This is a genomic window from Vibrio cincinnatiensis (assembly GCF_022113815.1).
Taxonomy (GTDB): domain Bacteria; phylum Pseudomonadota; class Gammaproteobacteria; order Enterobacterales; family Vibrionaceae; genus Vibrio; species Vibrio cincinnatiensis_A.
In genome coordinates this window covers 565,982-586,535 of sequence record NZ_SGOM01000001.1, presented here as the reverse complement: position 1 = coordinate 586,535, position 20,554 = coordinate 565,982, and the positions used below count along the sequence as shown (strand labels likewise).

Below are 20,554 nucleotides of genomic sequence, written 5' to 3'. Positions count from 1 at the left end.
ATGATATTCTCTTTTGGTGCACCTTTTTTGGTCGCACCTTCTAAACGGTTTAAAAGGTGGAGACATAATGCGTTATTTCCCTCTATTTCTTGATTTGCTGAATAAAGCGGTATTGGTCGTTGGTGGAGGTGAAGTCGCATGCCGAAAAGTTGAAGCCCTGCTACGTGCCGGCGCACAGGTTACGCTCGTCTCTCCGCAAATTGTTTCACCCATTCAAGCGTGGGTTGAACAAGGGTGTTGTCAGTGGGTAAAAAATTTCTACTCCTCACAGTATGTTACAAAAGAGTATCGCCAGGTGTGGGCGACAACCGATAACCCTGAACTTAATCATCAAGTGTATCGTGATGCTACAGCGGCAGGTATTTTAGTGAACGTGGTTGATGACCAACCCTATTGTGATTTTATTACTCCTTCTATCTTAGAGAGAGGACGCATTCAGATTGCGATTTCCAGTGGTGGAGCTTCTCCGGTATTAATCCGTAATGTTCGTGAAACACTGGAAACGGTTTTACCTCAAAATCTTGATTTATTGGCGGATTTTGGGGCATCGAAACGCAATTCGATTAAAGAATATTTACCCACCGTTGAGCTAAGGCGTAAATTTTGGGAACATTTTTTTGCACAACGTTCAGTGAAAAATGCGACAAGTCGTGAAGCCTTAGAGCAGTGTTATCGAGTCGCGCTCACAGAAGAAGTAGATGAACGGGGTGAGGTGGTTTGGATCGAATATGGTACAGATGTTGAGCTCTTACCTCTGAAAGCGTTGCGTTATATGCAGCAAGCCGAATTGGTTTTATTTGAACAAACATGCCCTTATGGCTACATTGATCTTTGTCGGCGAGATGCTGAGCGAGAGAGTTTTCATCATCCTGCGCAATTGAGTGAGCGCCTAGCTACAGCGAAACAAGCCGAGCAAAAAGTCGTAGTATTGGTGTCTGCTGATAAGCATGAGTACTTGTTATTACAAGGACAAGAACGGGTTTTAAAACAAGGAAGAGAAGGGTAACGAAACTGTGTTACCCTACGTTTTGTTCCTGTTAGCGCAGTGCAAATTGTTCAATCGCCACGGCGACGCCATCTTCATCGTTACTCAGGGTAATATGATCGGCAATTTGCTTGGTTTCTTCCATCGCATTTGCCATTGCAATGCCAAGCCCGGCATACTGCAACATATGGTGATCATTTTCTGCATCCCCCATACAGATCACTTCGTTGGCATGAATACCTAAATGATCGGCTATCGCTTTGACTCCGATACCTTTGTTGCTATTTGGATTCAGAAATTCAAGGAAGAAGGCTGCACTTTGAACGATGGTATAATCTTGATGTAATGAAGAGGGTAGTTGACGGATTGCTTCGGTTAATGCTTCAGGTTCTGCAACTATCATGGCCTTAATAATCGGGTGATCATCTTCTAATTGTTCAAAATCCATCTCAGTAATGGTTAAATCATTAATGGTGGCTTCGACTTCAGTATATTGGCTGATTTTTGGGGTAATAAGCCCATGAATCTGACTGAATGCATGAGCATTCACTCCTAGTTCTTTGGCTAAGCGAGCGACCATTTTCGCTGAGCGACCATCAAGGATCTGCTGATAAATGATATCACCGGTCCCCACGTTCTGTACTACGGAGCCATTGTAGTGGAGAACGTAGTCATCCTGTGAAGTGAGGTTTAACTCTTCCAATTTACTGCGCATACCAGCCAGCGGACGTCCAGAAGCAAGAACGATGTGAATTCCTTGTTCCCGAGCTTTTGCAATGGCCTGTTTGGTACGTGGTGAAATCTGTTTCTGGCTATTAAGCAGGGTGCCATCCATATCAAGAGCGATCAATTTATACATGTGTTACCTAAAGTGATGGAATCAGACCAATTAAAACATGACAAGATACGCGTTTTCTATGAAAACTAAAAGTAACCTTGTACAACAATCAAGCATTGGCTCAAATTATGAAGCTGTTTTTTTCTTTTATCCACTCGGTTTTAAATTGACCTAACGAAGCGCATCTATTAAGGTCTGCGACCTGAAATTGATAACGATAGATTAGGCCGTTGACCTTGTATAAAGTAAACGAAATATTTGAGACCATTCAAGGCGAAGGCGTCTTTACTGGGGTTCCCGCTGTCTTTGTTCGCTTGCAATATTGCCCGGTTGGTTGTGCTTGGTGCGATACTAAACAGACTTGGCAGGCGTTCGAGCAAGATCAACGCAGTATGGAGCAAATCATCGTGAAGCAGGGGGATAGCCCGACATGGTGTTCGGTGTCTGCTGATGAAATTATTTCGCAATATCATCAGCAAGGGTTTTCAGCCAAACATATTGTTATTACTGGCGGAGAGCCGTGTTTTTACGATCTTATGCCATTGACACTGGCATTTGAAGCGATTGGATGCCAATGTCAAATTGAAACCAGTGGCACTTTTGAGGTTCAGGCCAGTGAGCGTACTTGGGTGACCGTTTCACCGAAAATTGCCATGAAAGGCAAACTACCTGTTTTAACGTCGACGTTACTGCGAGCTAATGAAATTAAGCACCCAGTGGGAACGGAAAAAGATATCGAGCAACTGGAGGCTTTATTAAGCCAAATAGTGTTGCCCGTATCGACGATCATCGCTTTACAACCACTGAGCCAGAAGCCACGAGCGACTCAATTGTGTATTGAAACTTGTATTGCCCGTAATTGGCGCTTATCCATTCAAACTCATAAATACCTAAATATCGCATAGAGGATGTCAATATGAATAAAGCCGTTGTGGTGTTCAGTGGTGGACAAGATTCAACAACCTGTCTCGTTCAAGCGCTAAAAGAGTACGACGAAGTACATGCCATCACATTTGACTATGGTCAGAGACATCGGTTGGAAATTGAGGTGGCACAAAAATTAGCCGCGACATTAGGTGTGAAAGCGCACAAAGTGATGGATGTGACTTTGCTCAATGAGTTGGCCATTAGTTCTTTGACGCGTGATGATATTCCTGTTTCGCATAAACGGCAAGATAACGGCTTACCCAACTCTTTTGTACCTGGACGTAATATTCTCTTTTTAACCCTAGCGGGTATTTATGCTTACCAAATTGGTGCTGACAGTATCATTACCGGAGTGTGTGAAACCGATTTTTCTGGCTACCCTGATTGTCGAGATGAATTTGTAAAAGCGATGAATCATGCACTTGTTCAAGGAATGGCGAGACCATTAAGCATTCGGACGCCTTTAATGTGGCTCAATAAAGCGGAAACATGGGCTCTAGCCGATCAGTATCAAGCATTGGAATTGATTCGGCATGAAACCTTAACTTGTTATAACGGAATCATGGGTGATGGGTGTGGCGATTGCCCATCTTGTGATTTGCGAAAAGCAGGATTAGAGCAATATTTAGCGGACCGATCTGTGTGGACGAAGTCATTACTTACTAAGCAATCCAGTAAAAATCAACAATAGCGGAAGTTCGTCACGATAAATAATTCATTTTCCTGTATGTAAAAACAGTGTTTTTGCTTGACAAAGAAACCAACTGCACTATGCTGGATGTATAACCAGTGGTAAAGGAGGTCATCTATGTTATGGGAGACATTAGAACGAGTTAACCGCCTGCGCCAACAGGCGATGTCTGACCCAGAATTTGTTGAGTCAGCAAAAAATCATGAAGAAACCCTCAAGCAGGTCGAACAAGAGTTTGAACCTAAACGTCGACGTAAAACTAAATCTGCAAAAGATAAAAAACTGGCAGATATTTATAAACAAACAGAATTCAGCTATAACCCTTCTGGTATAAAACACTAAGTGCTTTACGCCCTATGATGAAGAGTGGGGCGTAAAATTTTAGTGCCTCGACAACAGCGAAGAGAACGTATTTATCCATTCTTTTTGTTAGGTGGAGGTTCATTTTTATCCCGCTACATTATTTTCCATATTCTCTTTGAGTATTTCTGTCTAAACTATAAGTAATCTTGATTCTCTTTCCTTCATTAACTTGCAGGATGAATTAATGAGTGGGAAACCAGTAACGTCTCCCATTCATGAGCTTAAGGGGATGGAAATGCAAAATGTACCAAACAGGGTGAGAAAATTTATTGTTGTTGGGATCTTAGTGCTCGCAGCCATGATCGCTTCAGGTTATTTTTATTGGCGTAGCACAGAAGTCGCTTCCTTCTACCGGTTGATGAGTGAAAGCTTAATGATGTGTTAAAAGTCTGCGTTAACTACGTAATAAGGATTTTTGGGCTTTTTAATATGGCTGAGTTTTGATTTAACCAACTGATTCCACAAAGTTTTATCAAAACTCCCTTTAGGGATAGAAGGATAAAGTGTATCAACCTCTTCATAAGCATAACGCATAAATTCTTTCTTCTTAATTTGGTTATACTCATTGACCACCAAATTATACTGTTTCATCCATTCTTGTTTAAAAGCTCGTAAAGCGGGTTCAGCCTGTTCAAGTGGAAGCCGCGAGAGATACACTCGCTTGTAGGCAACTTTTCTATCGATCATGGTCAGCATAGTCGTTTGAATATAGCGACCGTGATGCGTTATCGAAATATCTTGTTCAGTAAATGGCGTTAAACACCAGCCTTTCGGTAAAAACGAGTTTTTTTTATACTGTTTATTACGCAGTATAATGGCTTCATGTAAAACAATATCTGATGTCCCACGAAAGGTCGCTTGCCATTTTGCAATACGAACTTGGATCGACCCCGGTAGGCGGAATATATGCATAAATTTATCTTGCGTCATAGTAATACGATGATCCAGTAAGTCTATCTAACGACCAATACATCTTACCCTGTATTTTTTTATAATCGGGTTTTGAAATACGTTAATACTGACCTAGCCAAACAACGAACACTCGTGGAAGATTATTATGGTATATCGAGCGCGGAGAGCTATTCTACACTGAATACCCCCCCATGCCCAAGTAACTTTTAATGACTTAATAATATGAGTCCGCTTGGTAAAGCATCACCAAATATTCGTTTTGATTCACCTGCTGATAATTCACAACGGTTCTCCATTAAATGGATCCATGATGTTGGTGCTTTACACTGTTTTAGCTGATCTGTGACTTGTTGGCGCACATCGTCTCGAATATCCAGCGTTCTATCTCCAGTCTTACGGCAAATCATCACACAAGCAAAAGCGATCATCGGTTCACGTTGCCAATCTTGAGCGAGCAATGTCGGTAACCATTGTTCGACGATGTCTCGTGGAATGACCGTGTGTTGGCTAGCGTAAAGCGGAGTCCGAGAGGCCAATCGTCCGACTGCCCACCAGTGGGCTTGTTCAAATTGATGATGATGGCAAGCTTTATTTAAGAACCAATGGGCCAACAGTTTTTTATCTTCTACCTCTAAATGTTCGAGAGAGGCAGCAAGGCGAACCATGGCTTCGTATCCCATCTCTTGAGCTGCTTTCACTGTTTGTGGATTTTTCGCTGCGCTCGGATGAAGGTATTTAGCGATATCCGCTAGAATTGTTTCCTGTTGTTCTTGATTGAGCCCTCCGGCAATACGACGCCAGAAAACCCACCAATCACTCCAACCTTGATGATTTTGAAATTGAATGCCTTGTTGATAAAGCCCCCACACTTGTTCGATACGCCATGAGTCGGTGGCATCACCAAAACCGGGGCGGAGAGTAAAACCGGCTAAGCGTAGCCAATTTTTTTCATGCTGTTCTGAGCGACGACGACGTTTACGTCCTTGTGCTAAGGTATCAAACAATTGACGTAGAGTAATGAAATCCCATTCATCGCGTTTCCCTAATCTTTTTTCGAGATCTTTGGCAAGTGTTTTAATCTCATGACCTTCACTGCTTTTTTTATTACCACTGTAGAGGCGAGAGATCAGAGCTTGACACTCTACGAGGTGAGGGGAGTGAGCGACGGGTTCAGTTGCTTGTGCCTTTTGGTTACGTACCTCAAACTCTAAAGCCCAGCGTTTTTGATCGTCGTCGATGCTGACGCATTCAAGTTTTAAAGTACCGACTTCGGTTAATTGAGAGGCAAGCTGAACGGTAACCCGCTCTTTCTGGTTTGCCTCAAGCTTTGCGCCTTCACTGTCTAAGGTAACAATATAGGGAGGAAGAGGAGCAAATAGATCCGGATCTACCTTAACCACTACGCCATTTTGAATCGCGGTATCTTGCGCTATCGTGTCATGTGTTGAGGTGAGCAAGTTAAAACGTACGGGTTCTCCTAGTGTTAATGAGAATCGTCGGCCTGTTAAGCGGATTTCCTGTCCTTCCTCAGTCCCTTTGGCAAGAAGGCAAAGCGCATTACCCATTTTATTTTTTTCTTGTAGATGTAGAAAATAAGAGCGGGCAGCGCCTCCGCCAATTTTCAGTTGCGCACCTCGGCGAGCTTTAGCAAAGGCTACTGCACCAAGGGCTACTGACCAGTCAGGATGTGGGTTATCGAGTAAGGTAATGGGCGATTGTCGCCAGTTTTCTAGCAGTTGTAACAGGCGTTTTGTGATCAGTTCACTATTGAACAGACCCCCATTCAGTAATAGGCCAACGGGAATTGCAGCTTGGTTTGGTTCTTGCTGATCTAAAGCGGTCATCGCCACAGACTGATGTTGATGGAGAAAGTCAGCAATATGTTTACTGATCGCAGGATCAGCCACATAAGGCAGGCCAAATTCAACCATTGCACTTCGCCGCTTATCTGGGTGTTGTGAAAAATCCGTTAAAGGAAAGAATCCATCCAAAGTAATGTGGTGAACTTCTTTCTGGCTCAGTGGAATGCTTTTTGTACCCCCCAGCAGTTTTGAGCCGCTACCAAGCATCGTAATTTTCACCTCTTGTGGTGCATTCGACGTCAGCAGATTTTCTTTCGCCTTACGAGTTTGTTGGATGAGTTTCGTTAAGTTGGCCGCATTCAATTTTTGGGTTTGGTTTAGTCGCTGCTCTGCGAGATGAGCTAATGCAAGGTCAAGGTTATCTCCTCCGAGCATCAAATGCTCCCCGACACCAATACGATTGAGCGCTAGTTCACCTTGTTGAAACTGTGCTTCGATCAAGCTCAAGTCCGTTGTACCGCCTCCTACATCGCAGACTAAGATGAGAGGCAGTGTTTGCAGCTCTTGATGTGCGGTGTTGTGATGTCGGGCATACCAATCGTAGCAAACCGCTTGTGGTTCTTCTAACAGCAGTATTTTTTTTAGCCCAGCCAGTGCTGCGGCTTCGATCGTCAGTTTTCGAGCCGTTTCATCGAAAGAGGCAGGAACGGTCACGACGACTTCTTGATTTTCTAATGGGTCACTCGGGTGGCGATAGTTCCAAGCTTGACGGATATGGTTAAGATAACTGGCACTAGCAATGACGGGGGAGACTTTTTCAACATCATCCGTGCCTGCCCACGGTAATATGTTCGCACGGCGATCCACCGCTTGGTGAGATAACCAACTTTTAGCGCTGGATACTTGGCGTCCCGCAACTTTTGAGCCTAATTCTCGTGCCCATTCACCGATAATCACCGGTTCAATATCTCCCTCAACGGCTTGATGTTTCCAAGGTAAGATGAGGTCAGAGTAAGCAACTTGTCCGTGAGCCGGGTGGTAACGAAAAGAAGGGAGTAAAGGTTTACGGACCACTTCACCAGGCCCCACCAATTGATCAATAGGAAATAACGTGATTTCAGATTGTGACAGATTGTCGGTGATTTCACAGAAGGCAACGACGGTATTGGTCGTGCCCAAGTCAATACCGACCAAAAAACGAGGAGAGCCCATAAGACATACCTTTCATGAGTTAAAGAACGACATGGGTGAAGATGCCATATTTCTTTGTTCGACTGATGATAAAAATATGGGCACTATGAATTCGCTCCAATCACGTGATTCGTGATGAGGGCGGTTTATCAACAATGCCCACTCGTTAAGTATCAAGTCGTATGAATCTCGGTTATTTTAGTGTTGCGTCTGAGCGTTAGCATCTTCACGAACATTAAATTCAACATGCCATTTTTGACCATTATCAGCGGCGATCGCTTCTAAGTAGAGCGTACCTAATTCAGTCACTCGAGCTGCGAGAGTCACTGGCACGATGTCACCTTCACGACGTCCTTCTGAGACTGGAAGCGAGACTTGAATTTCTGGCAATTCTTCTAGTTCCCCCTCATTCCAGTAATCAAGATGGGTGCCCACGCTATCCTCTCGGCGTACTGTTGAACCAAAAAATTGGAAGTTTACTGGCTGGCCAATCACTAGACCAAATTGCTGGCTAGGTACATCAACACTGGAGCCTTCTTCCATACCGAAAGGAGCAACACAGAGTGCTTCCATTGGGGGAGCCATACCTGGAATGGCAGGCATTGCACTTTCAATTCCGACATAATAACTAGAGGCAATACCACCACGGATACGGACACCTTGGCCTTGGCGAACGTGTCCATAATAGGCTGCGCCGCAGGCAACCGCGAGATCAAGATCAACGCCCGTTAAGCGCTTTGCAACTTGAACCTGTGCGTGGGTTAACCAATCATTAATGGTTTGTTCAAGACGGTTGGCCAATAGGGAGGATTTCAGTACTCCGCCATTAAATAACAGCACGCTGGGTTTGATGAAATCATTCATTGAACTCGTTGACTCATTTTCCATGCCTGGAATGCCCCCCATAAATGGGTTAAATGCATCAGTAGGCGTGGCTTGAGCTTCACCTTGAGCCATCGCTTGTTTGGATAAAAAGGCAGCAATATGACGAGTGATCCCCGCATCTTGTGCATAAGGTAGGCCCATTTGTGTTAATGCACCACGATTGCGTTGTTGTGGGTGTTGATCAACCATTACTGTAGGAAAAAAACCATCAACCAAGATTTGCTGCACTTCTTGCTGAGTTAATTCCGTTTTCAACGTTGTCCCAAGCAATTTTGAGCCTCGGCTAGGTACTACGATAGGAACAGAGGCCAATAGGGGATCATTGAGTAATGCCTCTTTTGCATCTCGACAAGCATGAGTCATCGCTTGAACTTGCCATGGCTGTAACTCTTTCCCTTCTTTTGCCAGCTTTATTTTTAAATGGTAAGCGAGGGCAAGATCCATATTGTCACCGCCGAGTAGAATATGTTCACCGACAGCGATACGCTTTAAGCTCAGATTGCCTTCTTCTTCAGTGACTTCAACCAAAGAAAGGTCTGTGGTTCCACCACCAATATCCACCACAAGGACGATATCGCCAATACTCACTTGATGACGCCACTGTTCATGACTGTTATCAATCCAGTTATAGAGGGCAGCTTGAGGTTCTTCTAACAGAGTCAGGTGTACAAAACCCACATTTCTGGCGGCTTCTGCGGTTAAATCACGAGCTGCAGGATCAAACGAGGCTGGCACCGTGATGGTCACGTCTTGCTCAGATAACGGTGCGCTAGGATGTACGTGATTCCACGCGGCTTGCAGATGCTCAAGATAACACTCGGTTGCCTTGAGTGGCGAAATTTTTTCTACCTCCTCTGGGCTTCCTGCAGGTAGGAAGGCATCTCGGCGATTGACACCAGCATGGCATAACCAAGATTTGGCACTAGCGACTAAGCGAATAGGGGTTTTAGCCCCAAGATTACGCGCAATAGCACCAACTAAAGCTTTCGGTTCGTTCGTCCACGGCAGCACGCGGGCTGATGCGTTCATTTCGTGCTCATGGGGTTGATAGAGAAAGGACGCGAGTTGAGAGCGTGACTCTACCGTGCCTGGTGCGGTTAATTGTGGAATGGGCATAGTTTGGACACGTGCTTGTTCATCTTGAGTATCAATATATGAGATCACACAGTGTGTTGTCCCTAAGTCAATACCCACACTAAATTTTGCACCGCTTTGATTTACTACTGAGGTGAGATTATCCATTACAACTCTACCTCTGCAGGAGCAATAACCGATACGTCATGATTTTCGGCTAATTGAGGTAGGTTCATCGCAGTCGCTTTCCAGCCTTTATGAATTAAGGTTCCAGTAAAAGGGGCGTATCCGGTAACATGACCAACTAAGCGAATTGATTGAGGGTTAAAACCTTCTTCAATGGTCACTCGGCTCTCTTCTTGTTCTAAGCAGATAGGCTCAAGTGTGAGATACTCTTTGAGGACTTTTTGACCACCGGCATGAATCACACGCGCTGCTGCACCGACGTCTTCATCAGAAAAGGTGGTGAGATCTTCTTGTAAAAAGTCAATGAGTCGAGCCTCTTGCTGCATAATAGAAAGTAATTGCATCGCAGAATCGGTTGCAGCCGTGGCCAATTGAGATTGGACCTCGACCACTTTTTCAACCACTTTCTCAACTTCAACGATTTTTTCGACCTCAACAATCTTTTCTACCGGTTTCTCAACTTCAATAATTTTTTCAATGGGTTTTTCAATGACCTTTTCTACGATCTTGGACTTTCTGCTGATAGAGAAAACCAGTAGAAGTAGTGTGGATGCGGCAAGGCCGGCATGAAGCATATCGAAGGTGGTGGGAATCATAGCTAAATCGAAGTTCATGATGAATTCTCTGTCGTGTCCATAATCAACGATAAAAGAGAGGTTCTTTTATCTTCATAAGAGTCAGAATTAGGTAAAACTTGGGGCTGATACTACCATATTCAAGAGTGATCACATGGATAAATGCGCGCATCTCTTGGCTCGTTTATTTGTTAGTTGAACTTTTAATCAAATCGCTCACGGATTTCGTGAAAAATTCGTGTTAATTGTCAACATTTGGTTATGAACCCCGTTTACTTTGCGCTACATCAAGGGAAATAAAAGTCCTGATATTGACGAAGTGAAAGAGAGTCGGTAAAACCACAACAAAGTTCAGTTAAGGCGGAAAGATGCCCGATACAATAAAAAAACGTCTGCCTCTCTTGGTCATGATGGCAAATTTAGTGGTTACTGGTGCCATCGTCTCTATTGCGTATCTCGTTCAGCAAGGTTACAGCAAGGCTTTATTTAATACTTTAGCCTCTCGGCAAGCACTTGTTGTACAGCAATATATCGACAATGATATTCATCTGATTGGTTCAAGCGCTAATTTTTTGCGCGCTGCTTCTGTACAAAGCCGAGATAATTTTCAGTTTTTTGCTGAGCAAATATTGCAAGATTCCGAAAGTTTGATCGGGTTGCAATGGCTAAAAAAAGTAGAAAAGAGTGATTTGCCTCATTACATCGATATGAGGCGTGCCCGCGACCCTAATTTTTATCTTTATACACAAATGGATAACAACGTTATTTTGCCGGGCTATCATTTAAAAGATCAGCCGATTTATGTCATTGATGATATTTATCCACGAACATTAACGAATACAGCATTATTGGGTTTTTATTCCTCAAATCAACGTTTTCAGCAAATGTTATCGATGATGTTAATATCAAAACAAGCCGGCGTATCTGAAAAAATACATCTATTAAAGAATGAGCAACGCGAATATTCTGGCCAAGATGGTTTGCTTATTTACTACCCAGTTTTTGACCTTCAGCACGATACTCTTTCCGGTATCGTTGTCGGTGTTATTCGCTTGTCCATTTATGTTGAACGCTTAATTCAGGAAACCGCATCGAATGAACTTTTTATGATGCGCGTTATTGATAAAGGGTTTGATAATGAAAAAAATAGTTTGCTCTATTTAAGCCCAAATTGGCAGGAGGATGAAGGGAGTATGCAAGTTAGTCGGGTCATTAATTTACCCAATCGACAGTGGGTGATCGAATTTAACTTGCCAGAGCCTTTAACTGCCAATGACCGCTGGGTTTTATTTGGTTTAGGTAGCGGTGGTGTAGTTATTAGCTTATTGCTGGGTGTGGTCAGCTTATTATTAACACGTGAGAAAGAATTCCTGAATGATCGGTTGGAAGAACGTACTGCAGAGCTTAAATTTTTGGTTGAACATGACAGCTTAACGGGGATTTATAATCGTCGAGCATTTAACCGAATTTTTCAGCTTTATATTCAGGATAAGAAAGCCTTTTCGTTGGTGAGTTTTGACATTGATTATTTTAAGCAGATCAATGATAACTACAGTCACTTAGCGGGAGATAAAGTTCTGGTCGATGTGGTTCAGGTGGTGAAGACTCACTTAAATATTAAAGATGTATTTGTTCGAACCGGTGGGGATGAGTTTGCTATCTTATGCGCAATTACCGACAGCGTCTCTTTGTATGAATATCTTGAACAGTTACGTCGTTTAATAGAAAAAAGTCAGTTTAATTATGAAGGTCATCAGATAACCTTATCACTCAGTATTGGCGCGGTAATTAATCAGGCATACACCGAGCAAGAGTTACTACAAAAAGTGGATGCCCAATTGTATGAAAGTAAAGCAAGAGGGCGGAATACCGTCTCGATTGAAGAGTAATTCACCGCTTGATCGTCGAATTTTTACGAAGAGTTCGGTAAGATGGCGCGCTTTATGTTTGGTCAAATAAGCTGGATAGATGAATGAATCATAACCGAGTTGTGTGTTTTGACTTAGAAATGTGCTGTTGGAGTGAAAATGGTGTGGGCACAACAGGCGAAATCATTGAAATTGGTTTAGCGGAGATTGACCTAGCAGCCAATAAAATAGTCAAGAGAGCCCAATATTATGTGAAGCCAGCGCATGATGAAATATCCGCTTTTTGTGTTGAATTGACGGGGATTACACCTCGAAAAATAGCCAAACAAGGGCGACCATTAGCGGATGTATTGCAGTCGATGGTAAAAAATTTTGGGGGAAATAATAAAATTTACGCTTGCTGGGGAAGAGACGACCGTATTTTATATAAAGAATGTAAAAACAAAGGATTAACTCTGCCTTTTCAAGAGTGCTTAAATTTAGCGACACTCTACCGAATTCAGCACCGAATGAAAGACCAACGTATTGGGCATCGAGCCGCTCAAGAAGCGAAAGGGATAGAATGGGAAGGCCGTCAGCATTCAGGGTATGTTGACGCCTATAACCTTGCCAAACTAGCGCTTACCATGCTGTAAGTAGAGTAAACCCATGTTAGCGATTTGTTTGTTGCTCGACGACCAGTAATTTTGCACGGATAAACTGGCTATGATCGACGTAAAGGAGTTCTGCTGTTTTACGAATAACGGCATCTTCTAACGGATCAATTTCACCGTCACTATGAGCGACCTCCCACATGGCTTTAATCAGATCAAAGCGTGTTTCTTGGCTTAAACTGCGAAGTTGAGAGGTAAATTCATAGAGTGAGGCGGATTGACGAATGTGCTGTTCTGATTGAGTCACTAGCCGTTGTGCTTCTGTGGCATCAATGTCTAGCAGTCGTTCCAACAGCGCCAGTTTGGCTTGACGTTCTGTGAGGCTAATTTGGTGATCGGCCCCAGCAACTTCACTGAGCAAACAAGCTATTGCAAAGTTAGGGCTGGGTGTTTGCTGGCTGAGATCTTGCCCATCAAGTAATTGCTTAAAAAGGGTTGTGATTGCGTTAAACATGATTGTCTTGCCTTTACTTTCTGTGTCTTTTCATCTATTGGATAATTTTATTGAGACTCAGTTCCCACTTTTCAAGCTTAAAGACGAGAGTCTTATTAAGTGGTGTTTTAGATTTGATCACCAATCATTTCAATAAACTCTGCGCTGGTATGTTCATGAGCGGCAAGGAGTAAAGCCAGTAAAGCTTCAATTTTTTCTCGTTGAGCGCTCTCTTCACGTAGTACTTGGGCAAGCCGATAACGGATAAGCTCAATTTCGTGTTCGACAAATCCTCGACCTTCTTCTTCTTCCTCTTCTTGTGGGGCATTGTCAAACTGCAAAAAGAGCAGCTCATCGTCCAACTGAGTACCGACTAATTGTTCTGGCAGCCAAAGTTCGCCCATCACAATGTCAGGGTCAATATCGCTGGGGAGATCATCTAGTCGTTGTTTGAGTTCAGAAGCTTTCACAGTCTTGTCTATTTAGTTACGCCTAGGGTTATTCTAGCGGTCAATGGCAAAGAAAACTAAGCTTTCTATCATTAAACAAGCATAAGAGGGGAAATAATCATCAAACGGGAGGACTATTGAGAAGTGCAGTTTGGCTTGAGTGCCGTATCCATCGAAAGATGGCTTTAAATACGGTGGGGAAGAGGGTATGTTCCCATACCCTCTAATCGCTGTTTATAGTGCGATTTCAGTCAATTGAGCTTTTGCCGACTCAATGCCTTTTGAAGCAGAATCTTCACCCATATTTAGAGCTTCTGCGTAAGCAAATTGAACATCGGTCATACCGACAAAACCTAAAATGGTTTTTAAATAAGGCGTTACATTATCAGTTGCACTGTCTTTATGAATGCCGCCGCGTGTCGTGATCACCACCACTTTTTTGCCTGTAATTAACCCTTGTACACCCGCTTCAGTATATTTAAAGGTCACCCCAGCGCGAGCAATTAAGTCAAACCAGTTTTTGAGTTGCGTTGGTATGGTGAAGTTATACATTGGTGCAGCAATCACAATCGTATCTGCGGCGTTCACTTCAGCAATTAACGTGTCAGATAGCGTGACCACTTTTTGTTGTTCTTCCGAAAGGTCTTCCGTTGCACGCAGTGCGGTTGCAACAGAAAAGTCCAGCACTGGGAGTGGGTTTGCGGCCAAATCACGAACCAACAGATCGTTGGTATCAAATTGGCTTAAATAAGTATCAAGTAATTTGCTTGACTGAGAATATTCACCAAGAATGCTAGATTTTAGGGCAAGTATACGAGACATATTTTTTCCTTTTCTGTTCTATTTGAGCATGTTGACGGCGTGGCGCTCAGTCATCATGTTGATGGCGCTATAGTAAGCATTACGCTCAGGCAATATAAGTCGGTAAATTTGCTGAACTCATTCAAAAAATTTGAAGATAAGAATCACCGTGTGGATGCGTATCGGTGAAGAGGTCACTTGATGATAACTCTGTGATACAATTCGCACAGTTTTATAGATGAATAAGAATAGGTAATGCTTTGACTCAGTCACAGCCTCACTCAGAAGCGCGTAGCGAAGCAAAAGCTAACAGCGCTCAATCACTGCAACAAGCCCTCAAACAATGCTTAATCAAAGACCGCTTTCGACTCAATAAGCGGATTATGGGGGCGAGTAAAATTCGCAAAGAATCGGCCCGTCATGCAGTATTTGATGAAATCGCTTTAGATATTGCCCGCTCTATGTTGGTGGTCCAGCAGCGCATGGAGCAAAAGATTACGATTGATTACCCTGAACTTTTACCCGTCAGTCAAAAACGTGATGAAATAACGAAAGCCATTGCTGACCATCAAGTAGTGATTGTTGCGGGGGAAACGGGGTCGGGCAAAACAACCCAGCTACCTAAAATTTGTGCCGAGCTCGGGCGTGGTAAATATGGTTTGATCGGTCATACTCAACCACGTCGTTTAGCGGCTCGTTCGGTGGCGACTCGAATTGCTCAAGAGATGGAAACAGAACTGGGCAGTTTTGTGGGGTATAAAGTCCGTTTTAACGATCAAATTTCTGATCAAACCCAAATTAAACTGATGACCGATGGGATTTTGCTGGCGGAAATTCAGCATGATCGTTATCTCAATCAGTATGACACCATTATTATCGATGAAGCCCATGAGCGCAGTTTAAATATTGATTTCATTCTTGGTTATCTCAAGCAACTCTTGCCTCGTCGCCCAGATTTAAAAGTGATTATCACCTCGGCGACGATTGATCCTGAGCGCTTTTCCAAGCATTTTTCTAACGCCCCCATCATCGAAGTCTCTGGCCGAACTTATCCTGTGGATACCCGTTATCGCCCCTTAGCTGGTGATAATGATAGCGATCGTGATCAATTGGAAAGCATTTTTGATGCAGTTGATGAACTGTGCGCTGAAGGTCTGGGTGATATATTGATCTTTATGAATGGAGAGCGGGAGATCCGTGATACGGCGGATGCACTCTCAAAACGTAACTTACGAGATACGGAAATTGTGCCTTTATATGCCCGCTTATCCGCCGGCGAACAGAACAAGATTTTTCAGCCACACAGTGGGAGACGCATTGTGCTCGCTACCAATGTGGCGGAAACTTCATTAACCGTTCCGGGGATTAAATATGTGATTGATCCCGGAACGGCGAGGATAAGCCGTTATAGCTATCGTACAAAAGTGCAACGCTTACCCATCGAACCGATTTCTCAAGCCAGTGCGAATCAACGAAAAGGTCGTTGTGGGCGTGTGGAAGCCGGAATTTGTATTCGCCTTTATTCTGAAGACGATTTTCTCTCTCGCCCTGAATTTACTGATCCTGAAATTTTACGAACTAATCTGGCCTCAGTCATTTTACAAATGACTGCCCTTGGCTTAGGCGACATTGATGCATTCCCTTTTGTTGAAGCTCCAGATAAACGAAATATTCAAGATGGCGTGCGTCTATTGGAAGAATTAGGGGCAATCGATAATGACGCCACGGATCCCAAAAAACGCTTAACCGAAATGGGGCGTAAGCTCGCTCGTTTACCCATTGACCCTCGTTTAGCTCGAATGGTACTTGAAGCGCCACGCCTAGGCTGCTTGAAAGAAATAATGGTTATTGCTTCGGCATTATCTATTCAAGATCCTCGGGAACGGCCGAGCGACAAGCAACAAGCCTCTGATGAAAAACATCGGCGATTTTTTGATGAAGAATCTGACTTTTTAACTTTAGTAAACCTGTGGAACTATCTTCAGCAGCAACAAAAAGCGTTAAGCAGTAACTCATTTCGTCGTCAATGTAAGCAAGATTACCTGAACTACTTACGAGTGAGAGAATGGCAAGATGTTTACTTCCAAATTCATCAAGCGATGCGAGAAATGGAATACAAACTCAATGATGAATCTGGCAGTTACCAAGCCGTTCATAGCGCAATTTTAGTCGGTTTGTTGTCACATATTGGTAGCAAAGATGCAGAAAAAAATGATTACCACGGGGCGCGTAATGCTCGTTTCCATATTTTTCCCGCCTCTGGATTATTTAAAAAACAGCCCAAATGGGTGATGAGTGCTGAATTGGTGGAAACCTCTAAACTGTGGGCCAGAATTGTGGCGAAAATTCAGCCAGAATGGATTGAGCCTTTAGCGAAACACTTGATTAAACGCAGTTACAGTGAACCCCACTGGTCGAAAAAACAAGCCGCGGTGATGGCTTATGAAAAGGTCATGTTATATGGCATGCCGATCGTTGCGAAGCGATTAGTCAACTATGGCAACATTGATGCAGCGTTAAGCCGAGAAATTTTTATTCGGAGCGCTTTAGTTGAAGGGGATTGGGAAACAAAACATGCGTTTTTCAAGCAAAACCGTTCACTGTTGCAGGAAGTGGAAGCATTAGAACATAAGTCTCGCCGCCGAGACATATTAGTTGACGATGAAGAACTGTTTCAATTTTATGATCAGCGAGTGGGAACGGAAGTGGTTTCTGGTCGTCATTTTGATGTATGGTGGAAAAAAGCACGTCAAGCTCAGCCAGACTTACTCAACTTTGAAAAAGAGATGCTCTTTAAAGGGGATGCCAGCCATATTACTGAGCTTGATTACCCCAATTTCTGGTATCAAAATGACATTAAGTTAAAACTGAGTTATCAGTTTGAACCAGGTGAGGATAGTGACGGTGTCACCGTTCATATTCCATTGCCTATCCTTAACCAAATTGAAGCGACGGGGTTTGATTGGCAAATTCCAGGGTTACGTCATGAATTGGTGGTGAGCTTAATTAAATCATTGCCAAAAGCGCTGCGTAAAAATTTTGTGCCTGCGCCGAACTATACCGATGCGTTTTTAGCACGAGTCACCCCGATGGAATTGCCACTACTCGATGCATTAGAAAAAGAGCTGCGCCGTATGACAGGTGCTGCTATTCAGCGTGACGACTGGAATTGGGCACAAGTTCCAGATCACTTAAAAGTGACGTACCGTGTTGTTGATCATCGTCATCGTAAATTACATGAAAGCAAAGATTTATATGCACTGAAAGAGCGTTTAAAAGAAAAAGTACAACAAACATTGTCACAAGTGGCGGATGACGATATTGAGCAAAAAAGTTTGCATACTTGGTCATTTGGCGAACTACCACGAGTTTATCAACAAAAACGAGGAGGCTTTGAAGTTAAGGCTTACCCCGCATTGGTAGACAATAAAGAGAGTATCGAAATCAAGCTGTTTGAAACAGAATATGAACAACAGTGTGCTATGCAAGCCGGACAACGGCGATTGATTTTGCTCAATGTGCCGTCTCCCATAAAGTATTTGCATGCGAACCTGCCCAATAAGTCTAAGCTTGGTTTGTACTTTAACCCTTATGGCAAAGTGTTGGATCTGATAGATGACTGTATTGCTTGTGGTGTCGATAAATTGATTGAAGAACAAGGTGGGCTAGTTTGGCAACCGGAAGCATTTGAGGCATTAAAAGAACAAGTGCGGGCTGAATTAGGGGATACGGTTGTTGCGATTGCTCAGCAAGTTGAAACGATTTTAACCACGGCTTATAACATTAATAAACGCCTTAAAGGAAAAATTGATTTTACCATGGCATTTGCATTATCTGATATCAAAGCTCAAATGGAAGGGTTGATTTTTAAAGGTTTTGCGACAGAGTGTGGCTATCAACGTTTGCCTGATATATTGCGTTACATGAAAGCGATTGAACGGAGAATGGAAAAATTACCGATTGATCCGAATAAAGATCGACTTCATATGCTGAAGATTGAATCGGTCACCAATAGCTATAAAGCCCTGCTCAATAAAATACCGAAAGGGGGCGTAGTCCCTGATGCGGTGAAAGATATCCGTTGGATGATTGAAGAATTGCGCGTGAGTTATTTTGCTCAACAATTAGGCACACCTTATCCTATTTCTGATAAACGTATAATTCAGGCTATTGATGCGTGTTAATGGTTCACTAGCTGAGTGCTTAATAAGAAATTTATCTTTTAGATAACCTTGTTTCTTGAGGTCACTAGGGGATGATTCTATAATTTGTGGAAGTGGTATACCTGCCCACTTGAAGCGGCTACGTTGTTCGCTATTTAAGTGGTTTGGGTAGATAGAGGCTGTATGATGCATGCCTTATAACAATGAAAAGGTTTATTATGAAAAAAACTCTTCTTGCACTTGCGTTGATCGGTGCATCTTCAACCGCGATGGCAGATGCACTGGTTTATGCAGGAGCATCGGTCGGTCAATCGGATTATCGTGGTGACACAAGTACGGCTTATAACTTGCATGTGGGTACCGGTATTCTGCCTTTTTTTGCTGTTGAAGGTGGTTACAGTGATTTCGGTGACTTCAAAGTGAACGGCGTTGAAACTTCAGCATCGACAATGTATGCCGCGTTAAAACCTAGCATCGATTTTGGCCCTTTGCATGTTTATGCTCGTGGTGGCATCCACTCTTGGAAAACGGAGATCGGTGGCAGCAAAGATGATGATGGCATTGATGTTATGTATGGCGTCGGCGCAGAGTATTTCATTATGGGCCCATTTTCTATTGGCGCTGGCTATCATCGTTACACGCTTGATAAACACGACGTTAAAGTGCTCTCTTTTAATGCGACGTTCCATTTCTTATAAAGATACAGTCTGAAGCACTCTCTAATCTCACCATTGGTTTTGCTAACGAATGGTGAGGTTTTTTATTGAGTGAGTTAGGCGTTTCCTTCCTATTCATTCTACTCTCTATGCCAACCAATGACTAAAGGCAACTCTCGACCAATGGGTAATAATATAGTCAATTAAAGCTTGAGTTCTTTCGGGTAAAAAACGTCGCTGAGGATGTAATAAATGCACATCAGCCCCTTCCATTTGCCACTCTGGGAGCAATGGAACCAATTTTCCTTGATTGAGTTCTTGAGTAATCAGCCCTTTGGGTAATCGAGCGACTCCCATATTCAAAAATGTTGCTTTGAGAATGGTATCGAGATCTTCAGATCCTAACCTAGGCTTAGGCATAAACTGAAATCGCTCCCCACTTTGGGTATGTAGAAATACCCATGTTTGTTTCGTGTTGAGCGTTAACAAAGGTAAATTAAGCAATTGCTCTGGATGCTGAAGGTTGAGTGAATGAGCATATTGAGCAGATGCACATAATAGGGAAGGGTTACTGGCCAGTTTTCTGGCCACCCATTCGGATTGAGGTTGAGGCCCAAAACGCAGAGCAATATCGAGATCGTAGCGGGTGAAATAATCCATACCTGCGCCAACTTGAATGTTGATATTGACTTTAGGGTGCAGCTGGCAGAACTCTAGTGCGAGCGGACTGAGTTGATGACGAATGGGAATAATTGGCGCGTTGATCACTATATCTCCCCGATATTCACGTTTCGCCTTCAAGGCTTGCTCTTGTTTGAATTCTAATTCTGCAAACAGCTCTGCATACGTATCAAATAGGTGTTCACCTTCTTTTGTCAAAGCAATCTCTTTGCTGCTGCGAATTAATAAAATACTGCCAATATCTTGTTCAAGTTGCTGAATCCGGCGACTTAGCGTACTGCTGGATATCGCTTTTTGTTTTGCCGCTAGGGTAAAGCTGCCACAACGAACGACCGCCAAAAAAAGCGCAAGATCATCAAGTTTCATTCTTAATCCTATTTTTGCAATTGACTATCCCATTCTATCCTATTTTGGAGATGAT

18 protein-coding genes are annotated in these 20,554 nt (G+C 43.2%); 9 read left to right on the top strand and 9 right to left on the bottom strand.

Going from position 1 to position 20,554, the window contains the following annotated elements:
• Positions 1–67 precede the first annotated feature (67 nt).
• Positions 68–1,006 (top strand): siroheme synthase, encoded by a 939-nt coding sequence (locus tag EXA13_RS02750; RefSeq protein ID WP_238131757.1) that lies wholly within the window; start codon positions 68–70, stop codon positions 1,004–1,006.
• A 31-nt stretch (positions 1,007–1,037) separates the two neighbouring features.
• Here the strand turns inward: EXA13_RS02750 and yidA are convergent, their stop codons facing one another.
• Positions 1,038–1,844, bottom strand: a complete 807-nt coding sequence (gene yidA, locus EXA13_RS02745) for a sugar-phosphatase (protein ID WP_238131756.1) — start codon at positions 1,842–1,844, stop codon at positions 1,038–1,040.
• Between the two features lie 215 nt (positions 1,845–2,059).
• Between yidA and queE the strand changes: the two genes are divergently transcribed.
• The 4 genes from queE (at position 2,060) to EXA13_RS02725 (ending at position 4,189) form a co-directional block, all read left to right on the top strand.
• Complete coding sequence (gene queE / locus EXA13_RS02740; RefSeq protein ID WP_238131755.1) at positions 2,060–2,728, top strand: 7-carboxy-7-deazaguanine synthase QueE; 669 nt, start codon at positions 2,060–2,062, stop codon at positions 2,726–2,728.
• Positions 2,729–2,739: 11 nt separating this feature from the next.
• Positions 2,740–3,441, top strand: a complete 702-nt coding sequence (queC, locus tag EXA13_RS02735) for a 7-cyano-7-deazaguanine synthase QueC (protein WP_238131754.1) — start codon at positions 2,740–2,742, stop codon at positions 3,439–3,441.
• 117 nt (positions 3,442–3,558) lie between these two features.
• Positions 3,559–3,783 (top strand): hypothetical protein, encoded by a 225-nt coding sequence (locus EXA13_RS02730; RefSeq protein WP_238131753.1) that lies wholly within the window; start codon positions 3,559–3,561, stop codon positions 3,781–3,783.
• Positions 3,784–3,988: 205 nt separating this feature from the next.
• The gene (locus EXA13_RS02725; RefSeq protein ID WP_238131752.1) at positions 3,989–4,189 is read left to right on the top strand and encodes a hypothetical protein; all 201 of its coding nucleotides are present in this window, start codon (positions 3,989–3,991) and stop codon (positions 4,187–4,189) included.
• Here the strand turns inward: EXA13_RS02725 and EXA13_RS02720 are convergent.
• The 4 genes from EXA13_RS02720 to EXA13_RS02705 form a co-directional block, all read right to left on the bottom strand.
• Positions 4,186–4,734, bottom strand: a complete 549-nt coding sequence (locus EXA13_RS02720; protein ID WP_238131751.1) for a hypothetical protein — start codon at positions 4,732–4,734, stop codon at positions 4,186–4,188. The genes EXA13_RS02725 and EXA13_RS02720 overlap by 4 nt on opposite strands.
• A gap of 188 nt (positions 4,735–4,922) precedes the next feature.
• On the bottom strand, positions 4,923–7,730 hold the full coding sequence (locus EXA13_RS02715; protein ID WP_238131750.1) for an Hsp70 family protein: 2,808 nt from the start codon (positions 7,728–7,730) through the stop codon (positions 4,923–4,925).
• 177 nt (positions 7,731–7,907) lie between these two features.
• A complete protein-coding gene (locus EXA13_RS02710; protein WP_238131749.1) occupies positions 7,908–9,836 on the bottom strand; it encodes an Hsp70 family protein in 1,929 nt (642 codons plus the stop codon).
• Positions 9,836–10,468, bottom strand: coding sequence for a DUF2760 domain-containing protein (locus EXA13_RS02705; RefSeq protein WP_238131748.1), 633 nt, complete (start codon positions 10,466–10,468; stop codon positions 9,836–9,838). Before EXA13_RS02705 ends, EXA13_RS02710 begins: the two co-directional genes overlap by 1 nt.
• Before the next feature lie 329 nt (positions 10,469–10,797).
• Between EXA13_RS02705 and EXA13_RS02700 the strand changes: the two genes are divergently transcribed.
• Complete coding sequence (locus tag EXA13_RS02700; protein ID WP_238131747.1) at positions 10,798–12,318, top strand: sensor domain-containing diguanylate cyclase; 1,521 nt, start codon at positions 10,798–10,800, stop codon at positions 12,316–12,318.
• A gap of 83 nt (positions 12,319–12,401) precedes the next feature.
• A complete protein-coding gene (locus EXA13_RS02695) occupies positions 12,402–12,932 on the top strand; it encodes a 3'-5' exonuclease (protein ID WP_238131746.1) in 531 nt (176 codons plus the stop codon).
• A gap of 16 nt (positions 12,933–12,948) precedes the next feature.
• Here the strand turns inward: EXA13_RS02695 and EXA13_RS02690 are convergent, their stop codons facing one another.
• From EXA13_RS02690 to EXA13_RS02680, 3 genes are all read right to left on the bottom strand, one after another.
• On the bottom strand, positions 12,949–13,404 hold the full coding sequence (locus EXA13_RS02690) for a TerB family tellurite resistance protein (protein ID WP_238131745.1): 456 nt from the start codon (positions 13,402–13,404) through the stop codon (positions 12,949–12,951).
• 107 nt (positions 13,405–13,511) lie between these two features.
• Positions 13,512–13,853, bottom strand: coding sequence for a hypothetical protein (locus EXA13_RS02685; protein WP_238131744.1), 342 nt, complete (start codon positions 13,851–13,853; stop codon positions 13,512–13,514).
• Positions 13,854–14,066: 213 nt separating this feature from the next.
• Complete coding sequence (locus EXA13_RS02680) at positions 14,067–14,654, bottom strand: FMN-dependent NADH-azoreductase (protein ID WP_238131743.1); 588 nt, start codon at positions 14,652–14,654, stop codon at positions 14,067–14,069.
• 239 nt (positions 14,655–14,893) lie between these two features.
• Here EXA13_RS02680 and hrpA point away from each other — a divergent pair, with 239 nt between their 5' ends.
• Positions 14,894–18,817, top strand: a complete 3,924-nt coding sequence (gene hrpA, locus EXA13_RS02675) for an ATP-dependent RNA helicase HrpA (RefSeq protein ID WP_238131742.1) — start codon at positions 14,894–14,896, stop codon at positions 18,815–18,817.
• 197 nt (positions 18,818–19,014) lie between these two features.
• On the top strand, positions 19,015–19,494 hold the full coding sequence (locus EXA13_RS02670) for an outer membrane beta-barrel protein (protein ID WP_238131741.1): 480 nt from the start codon (positions 19,015–19,017) through the stop codon (positions 19,492–19,494).
• A 105-nt stretch (positions 19,495–19,599) separates the two neighbouring features.
• On the opposite strand, the gene EXA13_RS02665 is transcribed toward EXA13_RS02670, so the two are convergent.
• A complete protein-coding gene (locus EXA13_RS02665; RefSeq protein ID WP_238131740.1) occupies positions 19,600–20,499 on the bottom strand; it encodes a LysR family transcriptional regulator in 900 nt (299 codons plus the stop codon).
• Positions 20,500–20,554: the final 55 nt, after the last annotated feature.